General features: G+C 39.4%; 20 protein-coding genes. 19 read left to right on the forward strand and 1 reads right to left on the reverse strand.

Translation table 11 applies throughout. From position 1 onward, the window contains the following. The first annotated feature begins 114 nt into the window (after window positions 1-114). From CHI06_RS02260 to CHI06_RS02310, 11 genes are all read left to right on the forward strand, one after another. A complete protein-coding gene (locus CHI06_RS02260) occupies window positions 115-1173 on the forward strand; it encodes a sulfate ABC transporter substrate-binding protein (protein ID WP_095246798.1) in 1059 nt (352 codons plus the stop codon). A 20-nt stretch (window positions 1174-1193) separates the two neighbouring features. After that, window positions 1194-2030: a sulfate ABC transporter permease subunit CysT gene (gene cysT, locus CHI06_RS02265; RefSeq protein WP_095246799.1), complete on the forward strand. Its 837-nt coding sequence runs from the start codon at window positions 1194-1196 to the stop codon at window positions 2028-2030. A gap of 14 nt (window positions 2031-2044) precedes the next feature. Then, window positions 2045-2899 (forward strand): sulfate ABC transporter permease subunit CysW, encoded by an 855-nt coding sequence (gene cysW / locus CHI06_RS02270; RefSeq protein ID WP_095246800.1) that lies wholly within the window; start codon window positions 2045-2047, stop codon window positions 2897-2899. 53 nt (window positions 2900-2952) lie between these two features. Continuing rightward, window positions 2953-4026: a sulfate/molybdate ABC transporter ATP-binding protein gene (locus CHI06_RS02275; RefSeq protein WP_095246801.1), complete on the forward strand. Its 1074-nt coding sequence runs from the start codon at window positions 2953-2955 to the stop codon at window positions 4024-4026. Between the two features lie 179 nt (window positions 4027-4205). Then, entirely contained in the window at window positions 4206-5399 is a 1194-nt protein-coding gene (locus tag CHI06_RS02280; protein ID WP_095246802.1) for a MalY/PatB family protein, read from the forward strand. Window positions 5400-5644: 245 nt separating this feature from the next. Then, on the forward strand, window positions 5645-6412 hold the full coding sequence (locus CHI06_RS02285; RefSeq protein ID WP_095246803.1) for an NAD-dependent protein deacylase: 768 nt from the start codon (window positions 5645-5647) through the stop codon (window positions 6410-6412). Window positions 6413-6598: 186 nt separating this feature from the next. Then, window positions 6599-7915: an FAD-binding oxidoreductase gene (locus tag CHI06_RS02290; RefSeq protein WP_095246804.1), complete on the forward strand. Its 1317-nt coding sequence runs from the start codon at window positions 6599-6601 to the stop codon at window positions 7913-7915. 1 nt (window position 7916) lies between these two features. Continuing rightward, window positions 7917-9269: a (Fe-S)-binding protein gene (locus tag CHI06_RS02295; RefSeq protein WP_095246805.1), complete on the forward strand. Its 1353-nt coding sequence runs from the start codon at window positions 7917-7919 to the stop codon at window positions 9267-9269. Beyond that, window positions 9250-10695 carry an FAD-linked oxidase C-terminal domain-containing protein gene (locus CHI06_RS02300; protein WP_095246806.1) on the forward strand — a complete coding sequence of 482 codons (1446 nt, stop codon included), beginning with the start codon at window positions 9250-9252 and terminating at the stop codon, window positions 10693-10695. Before CHI06_RS02295 ends, CHI06_RS02300 begins: the two co-directional genes overlap by 20 nt. A gap of 58 nt (window positions 10696-10753) precedes the next feature. Further along, the gene (locus CHI06_RS02305) at window positions 10754-12931 is read left to right on the forward strand and encodes a malate synthase G (RefSeq protein WP_095246807.1); all 2178 of its coding nucleotides are present in this window, start codon (window positions 10754-10756) and stop codon (window positions 12929-12931) included. 71 nt (window positions 12932-13002) lie between these two features. Continuing rightward, entirely contained in the window at window positions 13003-13833 is an 831-nt protein-coding gene (locus tag CHI06_RS02310) for an IclR family transcriptional regulator (RefSeq protein WP_095246808.1), read from the forward strand. 387 nt (window positions 13834-14220) lie between these two features. Here the strand turns inward: CHI06_RS02310 and CHI06_RS02315 are convergent, their stop codons facing one another. Continuing rightward, window positions 14221-15210 carry an NADPH:quinone oxidoreductase family protein gene (locus tag CHI06_RS02315; protein WP_257009139.1) on the reverse strand — a complete coding sequence of 330 codons (990 nt, stop codon included), beginning with the start codon at window positions 15208-15210 and terminating at the stop codon, window positions 14221-14223. Between the two features lie 208 nt (window positions 15211-15418). Here CHI06_RS02315 and CHI06_RS02320 point away from each other — a divergent pair, with 208 nt between their 5' ends. The 8 genes from CHI06_RS02320 to CHI06_RS02360 all read left to right on the forward strand — a co-directional run bounded on the left by CHI06_RS02320 (window position 15419) and on the right by CHI06_RS02360 (window position 24701). Next, window positions 15419-16105 (forward strand): hypothetical protein, encoded by a 687-nt coding sequence (locus tag CHI06_RS02320; RefSeq protein WP_095246809.1) that lies wholly within the window; start codon window positions 15419-15421, stop codon window positions 16103-16105. Beyond that, the gene (locus CHI06_RS02325) at window positions 16063-16632 is read left to right on the forward strand and encodes a transposase (protein WP_179292510.1); all 570 of its coding nucleotides are present in this window, start codon (window positions 16063-16065) and stop codon (window positions 16630-16632) included. Before CHI06_RS02320 ends, CHI06_RS02325 begins: the two co-directional genes overlap by 43 nt. 417 nt (window positions 16633-17049) lie before the next feature. Further along, window positions 17050-18594 (forward strand): NAD(P)H-hydrate dehydratase, encoded by a 1545-nt coding sequence (locus CHI06_RS02335; RefSeq protein WP_095246812.1) that lies wholly within the window; start codon window positions 17050-17052, stop codon window positions 18592-18594. A 163-nt stretch (window positions 18595-18757) separates the two neighbouring features. After that, window positions 18758-19942 carry an MFS transporter gene (locus tag CHI06_RS02340; protein ID WP_095246813.1) on the forward strand — a complete coding sequence of 395 codons (1185 nt, stop codon included), beginning with the start codon at window positions 18758-18760 and terminating at the stop codon, window positions 19940-19942. Between the two features lie 125 nt (window positions 19943-20067). Continuing rightward, on the forward strand, window positions 20068-20994 hold the full coding sequence (locus tag CHI06_RS02345) for a DUF1002 domain-containing protein (RefSeq protein ID WP_095246814.1): 927 nt from the start codon (window positions 20068-20070) through the stop codon (window positions 20992-20994). Window positions 20995-21298: 304 nt separating this feature from the next. Then, window positions 21299-22426, forward strand: coding sequence for a cell division protein FtsZ (gene ftsZ / locus CHI06_RS02350; RefSeq protein ID WP_373558127.1), 1128 nt, complete (start codon window positions 21299-21301; stop codon window positions 22424-22426). 149 nt (window positions 22427-22575) lie between these two features. After that, the gene (locus CHI06_RS02355; RefSeq protein WP_095246816.1) at window positions 22576-23559 is read left to right on the forward strand and encodes a proline dehydrogenase family protein; all 984 of its coding nucleotides are present in this window, start codon (window positions 22576-22578) and stop codon (window positions 23557-23559) included. Between the two features lie 152 nt (window positions 23560-23711). Beyond that, a complete protein-coding gene (locus CHI06_RS02360) occupies window positions 23712-24701 on the forward strand; it encodes a TAXI family TRAP transporter solute-binding subunit (RefSeq protein ID WP_095246817.1) in 990 nt (329 codons plus the stop codon). Window positions 24702-24744: the final 43 nt, after the last annotated feature.

A 24744-nucleotide genomic window follows, 5' to 3' on the forward strand; every position in this document is an offset into this window, starting at 1 on the left:
ATCGGACAGCCGAAGGCCCTTTAGTTTCTTGTACATGTGCTATGTACACGTATTTACTAATGGGGCTTTTTTTATTGGAAAAAGCCTACAAAAAAAGTAGAGGGGTCAAATAAAATGATGAAAAAAACTTGGTTAACGCTATTATTGTTAACTTTACTCTTTTGGGCTGCGGGATGCTCGAATCAAAGTGCATCAACTGAGAAAGAAACTGAAGCATCAGGGACTAAAGAATCAGTTAAAAAAGAAATTGAGCTTTTAAATGTATCATACGATCCAACAAGAGAATTTTATGAAGAATTCAACGCAAGCTTTGCAGCCTATTGGGAAAAAGAAAAAGGACAAAAAGTTACCATTAACCAATCACATGGAGGTTCGGGGAAGCAATCCCGCTCTGTCATTGATGGTCTTGAAGCGGATATCGTGACGTTGGCACTAGCCTATGATATCGATGTAATCGCTGAAGCAGGGAAGTTTCCAGAGAATTGGCAAGAAAGACTAGATAATAACAGCTCACCATACACATCAACGATTGTATTTCTTGTTAGAAAAGGCAACCCAAAAGGCATTAAAGACTGGGATGATCTCGTGAAAACAGACGTATCCGTAATCACCCCAAATCCTAAAACATCTGGCGGTGCGAGATGGAATTACCTTGCTGCCTGGGGATATGCCTTAGAACAGAATAACGGAGATGAAGCGAAGGCAAAAGAGTTTGTAACCAAACTGTTTAAAAATGTACCTGTTCTAGATTCTGGTGCACGCGGCTCTACAACTACTTTCGTCGAAAGAGGAATTGGGGATGTATTAATTGCATGGGAAAATGAAGCATTCTTAGCTTTAAATGAGTTAGGTAAGGATGAATTTGAAATTGTCGTCCCTTCCATTAGTATTCTAGCTGAACCGCCTGTTACGGTTGTGGATGAAAATGCTAAGAAACATGAAACAGAGGAAGTCGCAAAAGCATATTTAGATTATTTGTATACAGAGGAAGGTCAGGAAATTGCCGCTAAGAACTATTACCGCCCACGTTCTGAAGAGGTAGCCAAAAAGTATGCTGATCAGTTCCCTGAAATTAACCTATTTACCATTGATGAGGTTTTTGATGGATGGAAAAATGCGCAAAAGACACATTTTGATGATGGCGGAGTCTTTGATGAGATATACAAACCGTAAAGTTAAAGGAGAGTTTCAACGTGGCTACTAAAAGAAAGCAACATCGTGTTTTGCCGGGATTTGGTCTATCTATGGGGTACACACTGATTTATCTAAGTCTAATCATTTTGATTCCGATTGCCGTCCTATTTTTAAAAGCAACGACAATCAGCCTCGCAGAATTTTGGGAGACCGTAACCGATGAACGAGTAGTTGCTTCCTATAAATTAACGATTTATACATCGTTTATTGCTGCATTTGTAAATGCAATATTTGGGACGCTGATCGCCTGGGTATTGGTAAGATACGAGTTTTATGGAAAACGATTCATCGACGCGTTAGTCGATTTGCCTTTTGCTCTGCCAACTGCGGTTGCGGGTATCGCCCTTACCACCATTTATGCACCAAATGGTTGGATTGGGCAATACTTTGAATCCATCGGGATAAAGGTAGCTTATACACCACTCGGTATCATGATTGCCTTAACGTTTATCGGACTTCCCTTTGTCGTCCGGTCTGTTCAGCCAGTATTGCAGGATTTGGATCAGCAATATGAGGAGGCTGCTGCTACACTTGGGGCAAATCCTCTGCAAATCTTTGTCAAAATTATTTTTCCAGCCATATTCCCAGCCATCTTAACAGGCTTTGCCCTTGCGTTTGCAAGGGCTTTGGGCGAATATGGTTCCGTTGTTTTCATATCAGGGAATATGCCAATGAAAACAGAGATTGTCCCATTGCTAATTATTACGAAATTAGAGCAATTCAATTATGCCGGCGCAGCTGCTATCGCCGTTGTTATGCTTGTATTTTCATTCGTTCTATTATTCTTAATCAATTTCTGGCAATGGAAAACAACAAAAAAATATCAAGTGAGCTAGAGGAGATAGGGAATATGATGGTTCGAGAAACAACCCTTCATGTGAAAAATGTAAAAGCTAATTCCGAGCCTGGCTTAATAATAAAATGGCTGTTAATCACCATTGCACTAGGCTTCTTAGGAATATTTATTCTCGTCCCGTTAATTGCTGTTTTCACGGAAGGACTGAATAAAGGAATTGAGTTATACTTCGCATCTTTGACAGAGCCTGATGCCTTGTCTGCGATTAAATTAACCTTAATTACAGCTGTGATTACGATACCTGCTAACACGATTTTCGGGGTGATAGCGGCTTGGGTGATAGCAAAGTTTGATTTCCGAGGTAAGAATATATTAATCACTTTAATTGACATTCCTTTTGCCGTTTCACCTGTTATAGCCGGACTCGTTTTTGTTCTGTTGTTCGGCTCACAAGGCGTATTGGGTCCGTTTTTAGAGGCTAATAATATTAAGATTATTTTTGGAGTACCTGGAATTATTCTAGCAACTATTTTTGTTACCTTTCCATTTGTCGTAAGAGAATTGCTGCCAATCATGCAAGAACAAGGAACCGAAGAGGAACAGGCTGCGATTACTCTCGGGGCAAATGGCTGGCAAATGTTCTTTCGCGTTACTTTACCCAACATTAAATGGGGCTTGCTGTATGGTGTTATTCTTTGTAATGCACGTGCCATGGGTGAATTTGGAGCAGTTTCGGTTGTTTCTGGGCACATTAGGGGATTAACCAATACCATTCCTCTCCATGTCGAAATATTGTATAACGAATACAATTTTACCGCAGCTTTTGCTGTGGCTTCCTTATTGGCTTTGCTTGCCTTACTGACATTAATTTTAAAAAGTTTTGTGGAGTGGAAAACAAAAAAACACTAAAAGAGCACTTTCAAAGATAAATTTATTTGTCTTTACATTGGGGGATTGTTGAAATGGGGATTACGATCAAGGACGTGTCAAAGGCATTTGGAACCTTTCAAGCCGTCAAAAATGTCAATCTTGAAATTCCAACAGGAGATTTTGTGGCCTTATTAGGTCCATCGGGTTCGGGTAAAACGACTCTCCTGCGGCTCATTGCGGGGTTGGAGGGATTGGATTCAGGAGGAATTTACTTCGATGACGTAGATTACACCTACAAAAGTATTAAAGAACGGAATGTAGGATTTGTTTTTCAAAATTATGCTTTGTTCAAGCATATGACTATTTTTGATAATATTGCTTTTGGCTTAAAGGTAAGGCAGAGGAAAACACGTCCATCTAAAAATGAAATTGCCGAAAAAGTAAATGAATTATTGAAGCTCGTTCAATTAGACCATCTTGCCAATCGCTATCCTTCACAGCTTTCAGGGGGACAAAGACAGCGGATTGCGTTGGCAAGAGCTCTTGCTGTAGAACCGGAAGTCTTACTTCTAGACGAACCATTTGGTGCTCTAGATGCAAAGGTTCGTCAGGAACTTCGCCATTGGTTACGAGAAATTCATCAAAAGCTCAACATCACCACAGTATTTGTTACTCATGACCAGGAAGAGGCACTAGAAATGGCTGATACCGTAGTGGTAATGAATCTTGGAGAAATTGAACAAATTGGCTCTCCTGAGGAGGTTTATTCGAAACCTGAGAGCGCATTTGTTTATAGTTTTTTAGGAAGAGTCAACGAATTTCGGGATTCTGAAGGAGCAGGTGAGTCGGAGAGAATCAGTTATATAAGACCACATGAAATTGTTCTGCGTAAAATTTCACAAGGGGACAGCATCGTGTCAGAGGTTTCACACATCCATGTGATTGGATCAACCGTAAGAATCGAGTTAAGAAGCCGTGATACAAATGATTTATTTGAAGCAGAAATGAGTATCGATCAGTATCAAAAAATGAGCCCATTAAAAAAAGGGGATATCCTTTATGCTGAATTTAAAAATATCGTCGTATTTGATAAAAATCCGGAAAATAAAATAACCCATTCAGGAAAAAGTAGTATTAGAAATGCTTTAAAAAGCAAATTAATATAGAAGGAAAAGGTGCTAGGAAATCCTGGCACTTATTTTTTTCTCTGAAATTGAGAGTAATCGTTATGATTGAAAAATACATATATTAAGCATAAATTAATAGTAAGAAGCTTTTTCAACGTGGAAACGAATCAATCTAAAGCGCATCGGTACATTAAATAACAAATGGAAGGGCTGATCACATGAAATATAACTTTGATGAGATTGTAAATCGTAGAGGGACCTACTCTATAAAATGGGATGGAGGCCAGATACTTAAAAATATGGGTTTTACTGAAAGATACGATGAAGACACGATTCCGTTATTTACAGCCGATATGGATTTACCTGTTCCCCAACCATTAATAGAGGCATTACATAAAACCGTGGATCATCGAATTTTTGGTTATTCTGTATTTCCTGATGAGTATTTTGAAGCTGTACAGCATTGGTTTAAAAAAAGACATAATTGGGAGTTCCAAAAGGAAGAAATCGTTTATAGTCCAGGGACAGTTCATGCGTTAAATGTTGCAGTTCGGGCACTTACACAACCGGAAGACGGAGTGATTATCCAACGACCTGTATATCCTCCGTTTACATCTTCGATAAATGCCAATGGAAGAACGCTGTTAAATAATGCACTCATCGCTGATGAGGAAGGTTATTATTCCATAGATTTTGAAGATTTCGAAGCGAAAGCAAAAGATGAAAAAACAAAAATGTTTATTCTATGTAACCCACATAATCCAACAGGAAGAGTATTTAATGAAGATGAACTTAGAAAACTGGCTGCGATTTGTGTGGAACATAATGTTCTGATTATTGCGGATGAAATTCATGGAGATATCATTCGACAGGGTCAAACCTTTACTCCAATTGCAAAAGTAGTTCCAGAGTATAAAGATCATATCATTACGTTCACAGCGATTAACAAAACCTTTAATTTGGCTGGACTTCATTGTACGAATGTCATTATAACCAACCCAGAATTGAGAAAAACCTATAATGGTGTAATGGGCATGCATTTACCTTCACCATTTACGGTTTCGGCTCTTCTTTCTGTTTACCATGATGGAGAAGATTGGCTTGAGCAGCTGAAAGAATATATTGATGGCACGATGGAGTGGGCAGTTGGGTTTTTAGCAGAAAGGATGCCAAAAGTTAAGGTGCGAATTCCAGAGGGAACATACATCATGTGGATGGATTTTAGTGCTTACGGAATTTCACCTGACGAAGTTCATGACCGGATCTATAACAAAGCAAATGTCTTATTAGAAGATGGGAAAATGTTCGGAGAAGAAGGTCTGCATCATCAACGGATATGTATTCCTTCACCTAGACCGATGATTAAAGAAGCCTTCGAGAGAATCGCTAGAGAGTTTGAAGACTTAAAATAGGTAAATTAGTTTTACTGGCGGATGGCAGAAAATACTGGCGGATAGCGAGAAATACCGGCGGATGGCGAGAAATACTGGCGGATGGCGAGAAATACTGGCGGATGGCGGATAATACTGGCGGATGGCGGATAATACTGGCGGATGGCGGATAATACTGGCGGATAGCAATATGCTAGCAAGATGATAGCATGAATTACACAAGGTGATATTTCTGAAAAAGCACTAAGTTTTATAGGAGTGTGAATATGGTGAGCAGTATGCTTCAAACCTGCACGAACCTTATAAAAAACGCCCGAAACATTGTCGTCCTTACGGGTGCAGGAATTAGTACCGAATCAGGGATAAAGGATTTTCGTTCACAAACAGGAATTTATCAGCTGGCACCTGAATATATCCTTTCACTCAATAATTTTTATCAAAACCCCAAGGAGTTCTATCAGTTTGCGGTTGAGAATCTTTACCACCCTGAAGCACTCCCAAATAAAGGACATGAGGTCCTTGCACAATGGGAAAACGAAGGAAAAGTTAGCAGCATTATCACGCAAAATATTGATGGGCTCCATCAAAAAGCGGGTTCCAAACAAGTGATTGAATTTCATGGGACCATGAAAACAGCTTCCTGTCAAAATTGCCAACATGTCTATTCAACTGAAGAAATGATCAACAGACGTAACAGCATGGATGATTTTTATATTTGTAACCATTGTAGTACTCTTACTGAAAAAGAAAGATATATCAAGCCCGATGTAGTCCTATTTGGAGATTCAGGTAAATGGTTTTCCATTGATGGTTTCAATGAAATCATAAACATCATCAATCAAGCGGATTGTCTTCTGGTGTTAGGAACAAGTTTGAAGGTGACTCCATTCTCCACATTTCCGCAATACAGGAGACAAGGTACTCCTTTGATTATTATCAATAAAGGTGACTCGCCCTATGATAGAGTTAAGGATTCGTATGTCATTCATGACTCGATAGGAGAAACAGTGTCTCGGATTAAAGAGAATTGTTGAAAATAAACAAGTATTATTTTTAGGTGCCCCCATAGATAAAAGGGGGCATCTATGTGTGTTTAAATTTTCTAAATAGATTGACAATTTAACAGAGGGTAAATAAAATTAAAGAGGAAATGATAAGGGAAGTTTTTTATAAAATGAGAAACGTTGTTTGTTATTACGAAACAAGTGGAGGTGAAGGAATTGATAATTGACGAAAGTCTGTCTGAAATAAAGGCATATTTTAAAGAGTTACAGCAGATAGAAGAGGACCAACATCATCCACTGGGGAATTCCGGAAGAGTAAGAATTTCTCCCAAAACAGAAGAAGAAATTTCTACAATTTTATCTTATGCAAACACGAAAGGACATTCACTCTTCATCATGGGAAATGGCACAAAAAGAGGATATGGCGGGCTGTTAGAAAAAGCAGACATTCTCTTGTCATTAGCTCAATATACTGGAATCGTTGAACATAATCCTGGTGATATGACATTAACGGTGAAATCGGGGACACCCTTCCAAGAAATTCAAAACTATTTAGCACCGTACAATCAAAAAATTCCACTGGATCCTTTCTATCCAAAACATGCCACGATTGGAGGAATCATTTCTGCCAATGATAGTGGACCAAAAAGAGTGGGGTACGGTTCAGCTAGGGATAATGTTATTGGTCTTAGAATGGTCTACCCCGATGGAACACTTATCACATCTGGTGGAAAAGTGGTAAAAAACGTTGCCGGCTATGATATGAATAAGTTATTTATCGGTGCAATGGGAACGCTTGGTGTCGTGTCCGAGGTGACATTGAAACTGCGGCCGATTCCAAAATATGAATCTATTCTTTTCGTATCCTTTCCTGAAAATAACCTAGAAGAGATTCAAGCCTTTGCAGTCAAGGTGCTTGATTCAATGATTGAACCCATCAGCCTCGAGATTCTAACCCCCTCATTAGCTGGGAAATTGACAAACATTAATCAATATACATTGCTTATTTCGTTTGAAGATGTGAAAAGCTCAGTTCACTACCAAGAAAATGTTATCAGGAGTTTTACACCTGAAAAAACTACACTTACATCCCTATCACAAGATGAAGCAAAATCCTTCTGGGATAAATTCTATCTCCACCAACCTAATGGATTAACAAATTTACCACCAACAGTAGCAGTACTCAAAATCGGTGTGACCAATATCGATGTCATAAAGATAATAAAAGAAGCAGAATTGATCGGTGATACTTGTCATGTTTCCATAGAAGCACATGGAGGTTTTGGAACAGGATTAACTCAAATGACAATTCGTGGTGCAAGTAATGATGTCGTTTCTGCTATTAGATTGATAAGAGATCAAGCTGTTGATCTTGGAGGATATGCGATAGTAAAGCATCTTCCATTCTCTCTTCGCAAGATTGTGAACGTTTGGGGAGATCAGACTGCATCCCATTTTCTTTTTGAAGGAATCAAACAAAAAATTGATCATAACCAAATCATGAACCCAAGTCGTTTTGTCGGGGGGATTTAACATGAGTGTAAAAGAAAAACAAGACCTTCCTTGCACTTCTTCTCTAGGAAACTATTTATGGCGTGACCCTCCACAGGAGAGTATGTGGGCTGATTGTGTTCATTGTGGTATGTGCTTGGAATCATGTCCCACATATGAACAAAGTGGTGAAGAGCAGCAATCCCCACGCGGCCGTGTTTATCTGATTAAAGCAGTGGCTGAGGGAAAGCTGAATGTGGATGAACATTTTGCGGAGCCCGTCTTTTCATGTTTAGATTGCCGTGCTTGTACGACTGCATGTCCTGTTGATATAGATGTTGGCGGTCTCATAGAGGAAGCACGAGGTCAAATCAGGCAAGCTATTCCTCTTAATGGATGGAAGGGAGCAGTGAATAAGTTCTTCCTCCACGGCGTGTTCCCCCATCATAATCGCTTACGGTGGCTCGGCGGTCTGTTACGATTTTATCAAAAAAGCGGTATGCAAAAAATGATCAGAAAAACAAATCTCATTCATATTATGCCGCAGCATTTAACGGATATGGAATCAATCATGCCGGAAGTAAAAGGGTCTGTACGTGTAAAATTCACTTCTGAAATAAAAGCTAAAGGTGAATCAAAGCATAAAGTGGCAATGCTGACTGGCTGTGTAATGGACGTTTTTTTTAGTGATATCAATGAGTCCACAATCAATGTACTCACTAGGAATGGAAATGATGTAAGTATCCCGCAAAACCAAACGTGCTGTGGTGCTTTGCATGTTCATGCCGGTGACAGAGAGATGGGTAGAAAGCTAGCGAAGCAGAATATTGAAGCATTTGAGAATGAGGAAAAGGTGATTGTCAATGCCGCTGGCTGCGGGTGCATGATGAAAGAATATTCAGAGTTATTTCGTAATGAACCAGAATGGAAAGAACGAGCTGAAGAATTCGAAGAGAAGGTAGTGGATATTTCCAAATACTTGCATGACACTGGATATGAAAAGCCAAAGGCAATGATGAATACGCGCATCACTTATCATGACGCATGTCATTTAGCACATGGCCAAGGGGTAAGGAAAGAACCCCGAGAGATTCTCCTCGACATTCCAGGCGTAGAAATGGTTCAAATGCCTAATGCAGACCGATGTTGCGGAAGTGCGGGAATCTATAATATTACCAATCCTGAAATGGCAGATGCAGTGCTCAAAAGTAAAATGGAAAACGTACCAGAAGACGTTGAAATGATTTCGATGGGGAACCCAGGCTGCATGATGCAAATGGCTTTGGGTGTCCAGAAATACGGAAGAAATCAAAAGATTGTCCACACCGTACAGCTGCTCGATTGGGCTTATCAAAAAGAAGAAGGGGATTTGAATGATGTCAGTCATAAAATTTGAAACCACTGACAAGCATATTATTAATCTCGCAGCAATCGTGGGTGGCACTCGTTCCATTTTGTATAAAAAAGTAGATTTGCTCGCATATGATTGCGATGGATTTACGATTCGTAAGCATTTGCCAAAGGCTGTTGTCTTTCCAAAAAATACAGAGGAAGTATCCCAAATAGTTAAATATTGCTCTGAAAACAAGCTGCCTTTTCTTGCCCGTGGTGCGGGAACAGGCTTAAGCGGCGGGGCAATTCCTATTAATGGTGAAGTGATCATCAGCATGGTTCGAATGAAAAAACTAATCAGTGTAGACCTTGAAAATAGGAGAGCGGTAGTTGAACCTGGCTTCGTCAATCTGAAACTAACAAACTCCATTTCTGAAAAGGGCTATTATTATGCCCCTGATCCTTCAAGTCAATATTGCTGCACAATTGGAGGGAATGTCGCAGAAAATGCAGGCGGGGCACATTGTCTGAAATATGGAGTAACAACTAATCATATTCTCGGTCTTGAAGTGGTGCTGCCAAATGGAGAGATTATCGAGATTGGCGGGAATGGAGTTTTGGATGAGCCTGGCTACGATTTACTCGGGCTATTGACTGGTTCAGAAGGGACGCTCGGAATTGTCACGAAAATTACCGTTCGGATTCTCAAAAGTCCAGAAGGAAAACAGACCGTTTTAGCTTATTTTGATAGGGTTGAAGATGGAAGTCAGGCTGTATCAGATATTATTTCAGCAGGTATTGTTCCGGCGGCACTGGAAATGATGGACAAAACAGCGATTGAGGCGGTGGAAGCCGCTGCATTTCCTGTAGGCCATCCAAAGGATATTGAAGCGGTACTATTAATTGAAGTTGACGGAATCGCTGCAGGTATAGAAGAACAAATTAATCAAATCATAGAGGTTTGTAAAAAAAACAATGTCAGTGAGGTTCGAGCCGCTAAGGATGAGGAAGAAAGAGGACGGTGGTGGGCCAATCGTAAAACAGGCTTTGGGGCAATGGGTGCCATTTCTCCTGATTATTTAGTACAGGATGGGGTCATTCCTAGGAGCAAGCTGCCAGAAGTCCTGCGAAAAATCGCTCAAATAAGTGAAGAATCTGGACTGCGTATTGCCAATATTTTTCATGCAGGAGATGGAAATCTCCATCCGCTGGTTCTATTTGATGCTCGTAAGCCAGGAGAAATCGAAAAGGCCTTAGAAGCGGGAAGCCAATGTTTGAAAGCTTGTGCAGATGTTGGCGGCACGATAACAGGTGAGCATGGGGTAGGAATTGAAAAACGTGAAGAAATGCGCTTTGTTTTTAAAGAAGAGGAAATCCTTGCACAAACGAATATACGTGAAGTATTTAACCCTGATAATCTCTTGAATGCAGGAAAACTTTTTCCGACTCCAGGGCGTTGTGTAGAAATAAAAAAAGAAAGGAAAGCGTAATGTTCGTTCATAAAAACGCTGTTTCGTAATAGTGAACAATAACTAGGAGGAATTGTATATGGTTAACTATGTAAAGGTGGGAAATTTACAGGTAGCGAATGAACTCTATGAGTTTATTAATTCTGAGGCATTACCAGGCAGTCAAGTAGAACAGGGAGGATTTTGGGCAGGATTTGAAAAAATCATCACCAATCTGACTCCAAAAAATAAGGAATTACTCGCAAGAAGAGAAGAACTTCAAAGAAAAATTAACACTTGGCACCGGGAAAATATAGAATTCGATTTTAATAGATACAAAGCTTTTTTAGAGGAAATCGGCTATCTATTGCCGGAACCTGAGGAATTTAACATTTCTACTGAAGGGGCAGATGATGAAATTGCTCGTAAAGCAGGTCCTCAATTAGTCGTACCTGTTGATAATGCCCGCTATGCGATTAATGCAGCCAATGCTCGATGGGGTAGTTTGTATGACGCCTTATATGGCACTGATGTCATTAATGATGAGGGTGATGCTAAGGCACAAGGTGGATATAATCCTGTACGTGGGGAGAAAGTCATCTCCTTTGCTAGAGAATTCCTTGACCAGAGTGTTCCTTTGCAGGTTGGGTCACATAAAGAGGCTGTTAGCTACACCATTGACCAAGGAAGTTTAGTGGTAACCTTACGTAATGGGGATCAAGTCCGTTTGAAAAATGAAGCTAAATTTGCTGGGTATAACGGTGAACCAACCCAGCCATCAGCTGTCCTATTGAAAAATAATGATAACTATTTTGAAATCCAAATTGATCACAGCCATCCAATTGGAAAAACGGATGCTGCAGGTGTAAAAGATATTCTCCTAGAATCAGCACTCACTTCGATTATGGACTGCGAAGACTCTGTGGCAGCGGTGGATGCACAGGATAAGGTACTCGTATATCGTAATTGGCTGGGCTTAAATAAAGGTACTCTTTCTACGACGTTTACCAAAGGAAATAAAACCTTAACACGGACACTCAATCCTGACCGCCGATACTTGTCACCAAGTGGCAGTGAATTCACTTTGCCTGGGCGTGCGTTAATGCTCGTTCGAAATGTCGGGCATTTGATGACCAATAATGCAATTCTTGATGGGGACGGTAATGAAGTACAAGAGGGTATTATCGATGCTGTTGTTACCTCTCTATGTGCCAAGCATTCAATCATTGGAAACACCACCTTCAAAAATTCCGAAACTGGCTCCATTTATATTGTAAAGCCAAAAATGCATGGTCCAGAGGAAGCAGCATTCGCCAATGAGCTATTTAATCAGACAGAAGATTTACTAGAATTAGCCAGAAATACTTTAAAAATTGGTGTAATGGATGAGGAACGCCGGACATCGTTAAATCTAAAAGCCTGTATCTGGGAAGTCCAGGAGCGTGTTGTCTTTATTAACACAGGATTCCTCGACCGGACTGGTGACGAAATGCATACCTCCATGGAGGCAGGTGCAATGATTCGTAAAAATGAAATGAAATCCACACTTTGGCTTCAAAGCTATGAAAAATCAAATGTTAATAATGGTCTGTCTACCGGCTTCCAAGGAAGAGCTCAAATTGGTAAAGGAATGTGGGCAATGCCTGATTTAATGAAGAGTATGCTTGAGCAAAAAATTGGACATTTATCGGCTGGAGGAAATACGGCATGGGTCCCATCTCCAACCGCCGCAACCCTGCACGCGCTTCATTACCATCAGGTAAATGTTAAGGAAGTACAAAATAATCTTTTAGGAGGCATTTCTGATTTACGAGATGATATTTTGCAAATTCCTGTTGCTAAGGATACAAATTGGAGTCAAGAGGAAATTCAAGCTGAGCTTGATAATAATGCTCAAGGGATACTAGGTTATGTGGTAAGGTGGGTTGAGCAGGGAATTGGCTGCTCAAAGGTACCAGATATTAATAATATTGCACTTATGGAAGACCGAGCCACTCTTCGTATTTCCAGCCAACACGTAGCGAACTGGCTGCATCATGGAGTTTGCAAGAAGGAACAAGTGGTTGAGACAATGAAGAGGATGGCAAAGGTAGTGGATGAACAAAATGTTGGAGATTCTGCATACAGACCAATGGCACCTGATTTCGATCAATCTGTTGCTTTCCAGGCTGCTTGTGATCTTGTATTTAAGGGCTATGACCAGCCAAGAGGATATACTGAACCCATCTTGCATAGCCGCCGACTTGAAGCGAAAGCTAAATTTTCAATCAAATCCTAATTAAGGTTGAGGTTAGGGCATTTTATTGAAAAAATGCCCTGACAAAGTCCTGCTTAAAGAGGTGAGCAAGTTTGCAAAGAGATAATGTGGTGAAGTCTGTAAGCAGGGCACTGGATATTATCGCACTAGTGGGAATGAAAAAGGGCGGGCTTGGTGTTACAGAGATTTCTAATCAAATTGATATCAATAAAAGCTCTGTTTTTAGAACCCTTTCTACACTTGTTCAATATGGGTATATCGAGCAGGATCGTGAAACAGGTAAATACAAGCTTGGCTATAAGTTTCTGGATATTAGTTCGAAGCTGTTAGAATCCATCGATATAAGGTCCGAAGCGAAACCCTTTCTAAAAGAACTAGAAAATATGACGAATGAAGTCATTCATCTCGTTGTCTATGACCAGGCAGAAGTCGTCTACATTGAGAAATTAGAAGGAACGGAAACCTTAAGAACCCATTCAAAGGTTGGAAAAAGAGCTCCGATGCATTGTACGTCCGTTGGGAAGGCCATTCTAGCCCATTTACCTGAAAATGATGTCCTTTCAATCCTGGACCGAAAAGGAATGCCCTATCATACAGACCATACCATTACTTCAATCGAGGCAATCCTTCTAGAGTTAAAACAAATAAGACAAAGAGGATATGCTTTAGATTTGGAAGAAAATGAATACGGGATAACCTGTATCGCTGCTCCAGTTTTTGATCATTTAGGAAAAGTAGTCGCGGCCGTGAGTATATCTGGACCAACCACAAGGATGCCCAAGGATAGATTAACCCAGCTTGGACCGATTATGATTCAAACAAGCCAGCAAATATCAGGGAGACTAGGGCATTTAATTCCTGAACAAGGTGAAAAACGTGGCAAGAGTCGTTCAGAAGAGGCATCTGATTCCCGTTCAAAGTAAAAAACGAGGCAAGCGGGAACTAGAAGAGGCATCTGATTCCCGCACAGGGTAAAAAACGAGGCAAGCGGGAATCAGAAGAGGCCTCTGATTCCCGTCCAAGGTGAAAATCAAGGCAGGTGGGAACCAGTAGAGGCCTCTGATTCCCGTCCAAGGTGAAAATCAAGGCAAGCGGGAACCAGTAGAGGCCTCTGATTCCCGTACAGGGTGAAAAACGAGGCAAGCGGGAATCAGAAGAGGCCTCTGATTCCCGTCCATGGTGAAAATCAAGGCAAGTGGGAACCAGTAGAGGCCTCTGATTCCCGTACAGGGTGAAAATCAAGGCAAGTGGGAACCAGAAGAGGCATAAAAAGCCGCAAAAACTTGAGTAAAGTTCTGTGGCTTTTTCCTTTAAATTTTTACAATAAAACGACCTCTTGCCTGCCCTTGTAATATGATAGGCAGTTTCTGTGGAAGCTCTTCTAGTCTTATTTCTTTGAAAATGGAATCTAAAACTTCCGGTTTGAAATCAGTTGCCATTCGCTCCCAAAGTAGTTTGCGTACTTCCATCGGACAATAGACAGAGTCAATCCCGAGGAGATTAATACCTCGAAGGATGAATGGAAATACAGTCGCAGGTACGTTTCCGCCTCCTGTTAATCCACTGACAGCAACGGAACCATTGTAATGGATTTTACTTAAAATAGCCGCTAAAGATTCTCCGCCAACTGGGTCGACAGCAGCTGCCCAAAGTTGTTTATCTAAAGCTTTTACTTTTCCGTTGTAAACCTCGTCCCTAGAAACAACCTCTTTTGCACCGAGTTTATTTAAATAATCATGTTCACTTTCTTTCCCGGTACTGGCCACGACATCATAGCCTCGTTTAGCCAAAATTGCAACGGCGATACTTCCTACGCCTCCAGTAGACCCCGTAACTAACACTTTCCCTTTTTCAGGAGTAAGCCCATTTTCTTCAAGTCTTAGAACAGAAAGGGCTGAGGTTAACCCTGCAGTTCCGTAGATCATCGCTTCTTTTAACGTAAGGTTTTCTGGTAACGGTATAACCCAATCAGCTGGAATTCGTGCATATTCACTATACCCGCCATAATGGGAGACACCGATTTCATAGCTAGTAGCAATAACTTGATCTCCCTCGGTATAACGAGGGTCTTCAGACGAGACCACAACTCCTGCCAAATCAATTCCTGGTACAAAAGGGTAAGACCTTACGATTTTACCTTCAGGAATACTGGCTAATCCATCTTTGTAATTAATACTGGAATAGGCAACTTTGATCAGTACCTCGCCAGCTGGTAAATCATTAAGGGAAAGACTTTTAACCCCAACACTGAAATCAGTTTCTGTCTTATCAACGACAAAGGCTTTAAAATTCTCATTCAAAACGATGACCTCCATTAATTTAATAATTTCCATTTTCATCATACTACATTATCAAAAAGCAGCGTAAAACCCCTAGCTTTAGATATGGGGATATAAGCTGTATTTTTTGAGGGATAAAGTCAGAGCTCTTGCTATACTTTTTATAAAAATATTGGTATGATAAAAGTGAGGATAGAACATGCGTTCCTTGTGAGGGGAGGTGAACGAAATGTATAGTGCCTATAAAATACAAATACATCCAGACCATGAATTGTTCGATTACTGTGATTCACTATGTTTTAAAGCGAAAAACTTGTACAACATAACCAATTACTATATTAGACAGGTTTACACGGCGCTAAAAAAAGAAACGAGAAATGAAAATCAACTTCAGGTTCTATTGGATATTGAATCACATTTACCTAAAATGAATGAGATTCGTCAGAAAAGCTATGAAATAGCAAAGATGAAACCTAAGAAAGTAGATAAAAGCGGCAAATTAATTGATGTAAAGTTGAAGCCATTTGAGATGCCCCATCATGAAAAATCATTTATTGGATATGGCTTTGTAGAAGCCTTATTTAAAGTGATGAAACAAGTAGATTACACTTCTATGCCCTCCCAATCCAATCAACAAACAATGAAAAAAGTATATGATGATTGGAAAAGTTTCTTTAAAGCCTCTAAGAAATATAAACTCAATCCTGCAATCTTTTCAAGTAAGCCAAAGATTCCAAAATATAAACAAAAAAATGGAAGAACCACATGTTATTTAACCAATCAAATAACCACGATCAAAGAAGGAAATGTTCTTAAATTACCTGGAACCTACCTACAGTTAAGCCTGGGAAAATGGCTCAATCCGAAGGGAAATTGCAACAGGTTCGAATTGTCCCGTCCTATGGTCGCTACGTAGTAGAAATCGTTTTTAAAGGTAAACAAGACAAGGAAATCCAACGATCTGAAATTCAAATTAATGAATTGATATTTGAGCCAAAACGAGTAATGGGTATTGATTTAGGGGTAGATAACCTGGCAACTATTGTTGATAACACGGGGCTAAAACCTCTGCTTATCAAGGGCACAAGGTTAAAATCTATCAATCAATACTATAACAAATTAAAGGGCAAGTACATGAGTATTATTCGAAATGGCAAAGGTCCTAAAGAAGGTATTTTTAACACTAAACGAATGATTTCGTTGGATCGAAAAAGAAATAATCGAGTCATGGATTTTTTGCATAAGGCTAGCTCTAAAGTGGTGGAAATTGCTTTAGAAAGAAATATTGATACCATTATCATTGGAAGGAATGTTTGTTGGAAATTGGGGGTTGATATGCAAAAGGCAAATAAGCAGACCTTCATCCAAATTCCACATTCAACTTTCGTTGAAATGATTCGATACAAAGCCGAGCGCAAAGGTGTTCAAGTCATTGATAGGTAAGAAAGCTACACTTCCAAGTCCAGTTTCTTGAACCATGACCCCATACCGACATTCGGAGAAGAACACCAAACTATTTTTAGTGGGTATCGAAGCACTAGGGCTTTTTACAAAATCAAGGGCTCAAAAGTTCTAATCCATGCAGATGTAAATGGCGCCTTTAATATCGTTCGAAAACATGTAAAGAATGCCTTTGAAGGACTTGAAAAAAATCAATTCCTTCAAGCTCCACAGAAAATCATCATAAAAAATAGACATGCAAAGCTGAAGGCTTCGGCCTGATGTACTAGCGGGACTTGTGGTAGCCCACGTAAAGACAATGGTGCTTTTTAAGACTATTCTTTCGAAACCCCTAGATTTATCTATGGGGATACTCATAGTTAAACTATAGAACTCTTACGTTAAACTGGAGTGGTGAATATGTTTGTGGCTGGACAAAAAGATATGCAAAAAATGGATCAATACACCATTGAAAAACTCGGCTTACCTGGTGCTGTGTTAATGGAAAATGCAGGTGCAAGGGTAGTTGAGGAAATTTCCCAATATACTACTGATAAAAATACCAGAGTGATTGTTTTGGCTGGAGGTGGTAACAACGGCGGAGATGGTTTTGTTATTGCTCGCAGGCTCTTTGATAATGGATTAAGTCCGAAACTATGGCTATTAGTAGATCCTGAACGAATAAAAGGGGATGCAAAAATTCATTCCGAGGTTTACATAAAAAGGGGATTACCCCTATTCCAACTCAAAGAAGACAATTTACAAACACTTCGGGATGAATTGAATCAAGCAGACATCATAATCGATGCCATTTTAGGGACGGGTGTAGATGGTCCTGTTCGACAACCTTTGCATGATGTTATTTCGCTGGTTAATACATATGCAGGTAAGAAAACCATTATTTCGGTGGATATCCCATCAGGTGTTAGCAGTGAAAATGGGAAGGTAGAGAGTGTCGCTATTAAAGCAGACAAGACCATTACTTTTGTGTTTCCTAAGAAAGGGTTCTTTTTAAATGAAGGACCCCAATATGTTGGGGAGTGGAAGGCAGTCGATATTTCTGTGCCACCCTTGATTGTTGAGGAATTGGGGCTTAAAATGCCTAGGCTCATTACTGAAGAACTGGCTATTGCCTCCGTTCCAGTCAGACCCAAACATGGCCACAAGGGAACCTTCGGTCATGCGCTGATTTTAGGCGGTTCTTTGCAATTTGTAGGTGCACCCATCTTTTCAGCAAAGTCTGCACTCCATTCAGGGGCGGGATTAGTCACGTTAGCTGTTCCAGGTACGATTTATCCAATGGTCGCTGCACAAAATCCTGAATCTTTATTACTGCCTTTGCCTGCTGAGAATGGACATTTTTCTGATGAGGCAATTCACACTATCTCACCCATGCTTCATCAATTTGACACGGTTGCAGTTGGACCGGGAATGAGTAGATTTCAAGAAGGGGAAGCATGGATGAAATCCTTATTTTCTCATCTAACTCAGCCCGTAGTGATTGATGCAGATGCATTATTCTTGCTCAGAAACCAATTGGACGTGCTGGATAACTATAAAGGTATTGTAATAATGACTCCTCATCCAGGTGAAATGTCAAAGCTGCTAAATAAAACGGTAAAAGAAGTGGAAGAAAATCGACTTGAAATTGCCAGCGATTTCGCGAAGGAGCATTCTATTTATTTGCTATTGAAAGGTCACCGCTCGGTCATTGCCACACCTACTGGCGAGCTATATATCAATCCGTACGGTCATGATGCTTTAGGAAAAGGCGGGAGTGGTGATATTCTCACAGGGCTTATTGCCTCGTTTCTTGCTCAAGGAGCTACACCTTTACATGCTCTTATTTCTGCTAGTTATTTACATGCACGAGCTGGTGAAGAAAAAGCAAAAGTTCTATCGCACTATGGCGTAATGCCTTTTGATATCATTCTAGGGGTAAAAAAGCTTTTAAATGAGATGTAAGTTGTGTACTAAATTCATAACTTTAAACTAAAATAGTAGCAAGTAAAAAAATTAGGAGTTGATTTTATGTATGTGGTAAGACCCCCTTGTTAATCTAAAAAGTCCATCCGGCCGCCTCCTTAGATTTTTCTTTCAAAAAGAGAAATGAGGAGGAGTTATCTGGATGATGGTAAAAAACATTTATAAACTGTACTTAATAACATTTTTCCATAACCTTATCCCTGCATACGTAATTGAAAGATTGTTCTGGGAGCAGCGGGGTATGTCGGTCTTAATGGTTGTACTTTGCGAAATTATCTATGCCGTTACAATTGTCATTTTTGAGATACCTACAGGGGTTTTAGCCGATAAATTTGGGCGAAAACCATTGCTCGTTTTGGGTGCATTCTTATCAATGTTGGAATATATTATGCTGCTATCTGCCCATCACTTTTGGACATTTGCCTTGGTAGTGAGTTTAGCAGGAATTTCAAGCGCCTGTACAAGTGGTGCCTGGAATGCACTCCTCTATGACTCACTGAAAGCAGTCCAAAAGCAAAAATCATTTGAAAAAATTGTCGGGAGAATGAATTCACTCGATTTTGTCGGCTCATTGATTGCAGCACTATCGGGGGGAGTCCTAGCAAAATATTATGGTTTTGAGTTTAACTATATTCTTTCGGCAATAAGCATGTTCCTTGCTTTTGTACTCACTTTGTTAGTAAAAGAGCCTTCAAGGATAAGTCTAAATGGAGATACACAAACGATACAGGAAAATTTTATGTTTTATATTAGAAAATCTTTTTCTATTTATAAATCCAATCCAAAGTTAGTTTCGATTATTACGCATGCAATGGCTATTTGTGCCTGCATCACGTATTTAGATGAGTTTTGGCAGCTTTATTTAGATGAAATTGGCTATTCTGTGCTTTTTTTCGGAGTATTTTCAGCTTTGATATCGCTGGCAAGAATTCCAGGAAACCTACTTGCTTCGTATCTGCTTAGCTATTTTATTGCAGAATCAATCATTCTATTTATTCTAGGAATCACCACTGTGTGCTTTTTTATGACAGCTATTTTTCCCGGCAGTATCGGCTTAATTATGATTCTAATCATCTTTTTAGCTAGTGGGGTAATGGATCCTGTTGTAATTGGATATATTCACCATCATGGTAATTCAGACATACGAGCCACAATGGAGTCCATACAATCCTTGATTGAGAGCATCCTTACGTTTACAGTCGGCATCGTATTTGGAATCATCTCGTCATATATTTCAGTCATATCGGGTTTTTTCTTTTTAGGAGTTTTCTCCTGTCTGTTTTACTTTTTCTTTTTAAGAAAAATTCGGTGCTTTGCAAAAGGGTAGAGGCCATCCTCCGGGATGGTTTTCCTATTTTTCACACACTATAACGTTATCTAGTTGAAACCTATTTGCCTATTTATTCGTCTTTTTGGTTGTAGCAACTTAGAAATTTGTTAAGGAGAGATTATATGAAACGTTTTTATAAGGTGACGGCATTTGCTATTATTCTTGCTTTACTTTTTTCAGTAAGTAGTACAAGCAAGGTGTTCGCCGATACGAATACTAATGGCAATAATGAAGAAAGTATCAACGAAAAGTTCGGGCTGCCAATCGTGGTTTATGGAGAAGCATTATCAGAGGCTCAAAAGGATGAAGTTAGGGAGCTATTAAAGGTAAAGGATACAAGCAAGGTAAAAGAGATTACTGTTTCAGGAGAAGATCTTGTTACTTATATTAAAGGTGATCCACACTCTAATATGTATTCCTCCGCTAAAATTACGAGAAAAGATTCAGGTGAAGGACTTGTTATTAATCAGGTAACTCCCGAAAATATTACAGAGGTTACCAATGAAATGTATGCAAACGCCTTGTTGACTGCTGGTATTCAGGATGCCGTTGTGGATGTGGCTTCTCCGGTAAAAGTAAGCGGACATTCTGCGTTAGTAGGAATATATAAAGCCTATGATGCAGGAGAAGGTGCAGGTTTAAATAAAGAACGGACAGAGGTTGCCAATGAAGAGTTGAACTTAGCAACTGACTTGGCTAAAAAGGAAGGGTTAGATCAGGATAAGGTTAGTGAGCTATTAACTGAAATTAAAAAGGAAATAGCAGAGCAGAATCCAGCAACAAAAGAAGAACTTGCTGCCATTATTGATGAGAAGTTAAAGTCCCTGGAGATCAACTTAAGTCCAGAAGACCGACAGCTGTTACTAGACTTATTTGAAAAAATGAGAGACCTAAATATTAATTTTGATAATGTTAAATTACAGCTTGAAAATCTTACTAATGACATTCAGCAACGGATTGAAGAAGCAGTAGGCGACAAGAATTTTCTGCAAAAAGTTGCAGATTTCTTTAAAGAATTAATCGAAAGTATTAAAAGTATATTCTCATAATTCTTGGCTCAGTCTTTGAACTGAGCCTTTTATATGTTTGTAACAAAATTTTAATGATAAAAAAAAGAGGAATGACTACAGGACTATATAAAAATCCCCAGTTTTTTGTTAAAATAGAATTTAAGAATAAAGTTTCGACAAAATTCACAAAAATATGCTTTAGTTAGATTATAATTTATACTAGTGTAATAAATCTGCTATAAGCTTTAGAACCTAAAAATACTCATTTGAATTTTTTGAATTTTGAATATGAGGCAAAGAATTATGCGGGAGCAGGAGGAAATCTATCGTGTGGGATTTTGAAATGGACATAGATCAAGTTGCAAGAATTAAAGTTATTGGTGTTGGCGGCGGCGGTAATAATGCCGTTAACCGGATGATAGAGGACGGCGTTCAAGGCGTAGAATTTATCGCGGTTAATACAGATGCTCAAGCACTTAAACTATCAAAAGCAGAAATTAAAATGCAAATTGGCGCAACCTTAACGAGAGGCTTAGGTGCAGGTGCTAATCCTGAGGTTGGCAGGAATGCCGTCGAGGAAAGTAGAAAACAGATCCAAGAAGTATTAAAAGGAGCAGATATGGTCTTTGTTACCGCTGGTATGGGCGGAGGAACTGGTACTGGTGCTGCGCCAGCTATTGCCCAAATCTCCCGTGAACTTGGTGCTTTAACCATTGGTGTTGTGACACGTCCATTTGGATTTGAGGGCCGTAAACGTGCAACCAATGCAGCAGCAGGGATTGATTTGATGCGGGAAGCAGTAGACACATTGATTATTGTCCCTAACGATCGCTTACTGCAAATCGTAGATAAGAAGACTCCTATGATTCAAGCATTCCGTGAAGCGGATAACGTGCTCAGACAGGGTGTACAAGGAATTTCCGATCTAATTGCGGTTCCTGGATTAATCAACCTCGATTTTGCTGATGTTAAAACCATTATGTCTAATCAAGGTACAGCTTTAATGGGTATTGGTTTAGCTAAAGGTAAAGACCGTGCAGTAGAAGCAGCGAAGAAAGCTATTTCTAGTCCATTACTTGAAACTTCGATTGATGGAGCACAGGGAGTCCTAATGAACATCACAGGCGGCAGCAATTTAAGTCTATATGAAGTTCAAGAAGCTGCAGATATTGTTTCCTCTGCTGCAGACAAGGAATTAAATATGATCTTTGGTTCGATTATCAATGAAGACTTTAAAGATGAGATTATGATAACGGTCATCGCTACTGGTTTTTCTGAAACAGAACTTTCTTCAAGAAAAAGTGCGGCTGCTCCTACAAGGGACACGAATTCTAGACCACAGTCACAAGGTTTTTCACGACGTGAGCAAAGTGTTCAAGAAGAGCCGGTACAAAGTAATGAAAGACAAAGACAACAATCAGAAGATGGGTTAGATATCCCAACATTCCTGCGTAATCGAAATAGAAGATAAAAGCTTACAATGAAGGCTGCTCGAGAATAATCTCGGCGGTCTTTTTTTGATGAGAATAAAGCGCATACAATTTTTTTGAAAATATAAGGTTAATTTAAAAAACTTATGCTAAAATAATATTGAAATAACAACAGCAAGGAGTAATCGCTATGTTGAAAGATATTTTTATAGGCTTATCTCAAAATCAATTTTTAAATAGTGCAGCTAAAAAGTATGGCTTAAAATTGGGTGCACAAAGTGTTGTTGCCGGTACCAATATTGATGAAGTAATAAAAAGTATTAAAGAGTTAAACGCACACGGTATCTCTTGTACAGTAGATAACCTAGGTGAATTTGTCTTTAAAGAAGAAGAAGCGACAGAAGCGAAGGAACAAATTCTTAACGTTATTGAAGCGATACATGAGCATAAGGTGGATGCGCATATTTCTTTAAAACCTACTCAAATAGGTTTGGATATTGAATACAACTTTTGCTTAAACAATCTTAGAGAAATCGTTGATAGAGCAAACAACTATGGTATTTTTGTTAATATTGACATGGAGGATACTAGCCACCTACAGCCTACTTTTGATATTTTGGATGATTTGTCCAAGGAATATGACAACGTAGGAAGTGTTATTCAAGCTTATTTGCTGCGTGCTGATGAATACCTAGAAAAATACAAAAACTACCGTTTACGTATTGTAAAAGGGGCTTATAAGGAGCCCGCTGAATACGCTTACCAAGATAAGAAAGATATCGATGCAAACTTCATTAAATTAATTGAGTGGCATTTATTAAACGGAAAATTCACTTCAATTGCAACACATGATCATCACATTATTAACCATGTGAAGGAATTTGTTAAAAGGAACAACATCCCAAATGAACAATTTGAGATTCAAATGCTTTATGGTTTTAGAAAAGAACTTCAACTTCAATTGGCAAGCGAAGGCTATAACTTCTGTACGTATGTTCCATTTGGAAATGACTGGTATGGTTATTTTATGAGACGACTTGCAGAAAGACCTCAAAACTTAAATCTAGTTGCAAAGCAAGTTTTTAACAAAAAAACAAACACAATTATCGGCGTAGCTGCAGGGGCATTTTTAATAGGAAGAATGACGAAAAATGCTAAGAAGAAACGTAGATAAGTATGTGGTAAACCCTCACTATCGAGAGGGTTTTTCTTTTTGTTATCAATGTAGGTCAAAAGAACTAATGTTGACAAATTTGACAAGTTTCTACCTTATCATTAATAAGTATTGAGTGATGGACAGCAATTTATAAAAAGGGGGGAATTTTTTTGAAAAAGAAAAGGTTTTATCTGTCAATGGTCTTTATCTTAACACTCTCTATGATTCTTGCAGCGTGCGGAAACAAAGATGAAGGTGCGGAAAAACCTGCAAATGAAGAAGATAAACCAGAATTTATTAGTATATTAACAGGTGGTACTGGGGGAACTTACTACCCGTTAGGAGGTTCTTTTGCTGAGATTATTAAAGATGAAACAGGAATTGACACGAATGCTGAAACAAGCGGTGCTTCGGCAGAGAACATGACCACGCTTAAGAATGGCGATGCTGAAATTGCCTTTTCCCAAACAGATATTGCTTCGTATGCTGTGGACGGTAAATTAATGTTTGAAAACAATAAAGTTGACAACGTAAAGGCCATTGCTACGTTATATCCAGAAACTATTCAGATTGTAACGACCAAGGATTCCGGAGTTACTTCCGTTGAAGATCTGAAAGGTAAAAAGGTATCTGTTGGTGCACCTGGCTCTGGTACAGTAGCAAATGCAGAGCAGATTCTTGAAGTACATGGAATGACATTTGAGGATATTGAAAAACAAGATTTATCATTTGATGAATCTACACAAGGTATTCAAGATGGTACGATTGATGCCGCTTTCGTAACAGCAGGAACACCTACAGGAGCGGTTGAAAGTCTTGGGGCAACGGAGGATGTGGTCATTGTTCCTATTGTACAGGACAAAATCGATAGCATCATTGAAAAGTATCCATTCTATGTAAAGGAAGAGATAGCTTCAGGGACGTATGGATTGGAGTCTGCGGTAACAACAGTTGCTGTTCAAGCGATGTTAGTAGCTAGCGGTGATCTTTCCGAGAACGTTGTTTATGAGATTACGAAAGCCATTTTTGAAAATCTTGATAAAGTGACACACGCAAAAGGGAAATTAATTAAAGTTGAAAATGCTTTAAATGGTGTGGGGATTGAGGTTCATTCTGGTGCACAGAAATACTTTGATGAAAAAGGCATCAAAGCAGAGTAAATGATTCCCTTTTTCTAAAATTACCTGGCCGGCTGACAGCAGC

The organism is Bacillus sp. 7884-1 (assembly GCF_002272245.1).
Taxonomy (GTDB): domain Bacteria; phylum Bacillota; class Bacilli; order Bacillales; family Cytobacillaceae; genus Neobacillus.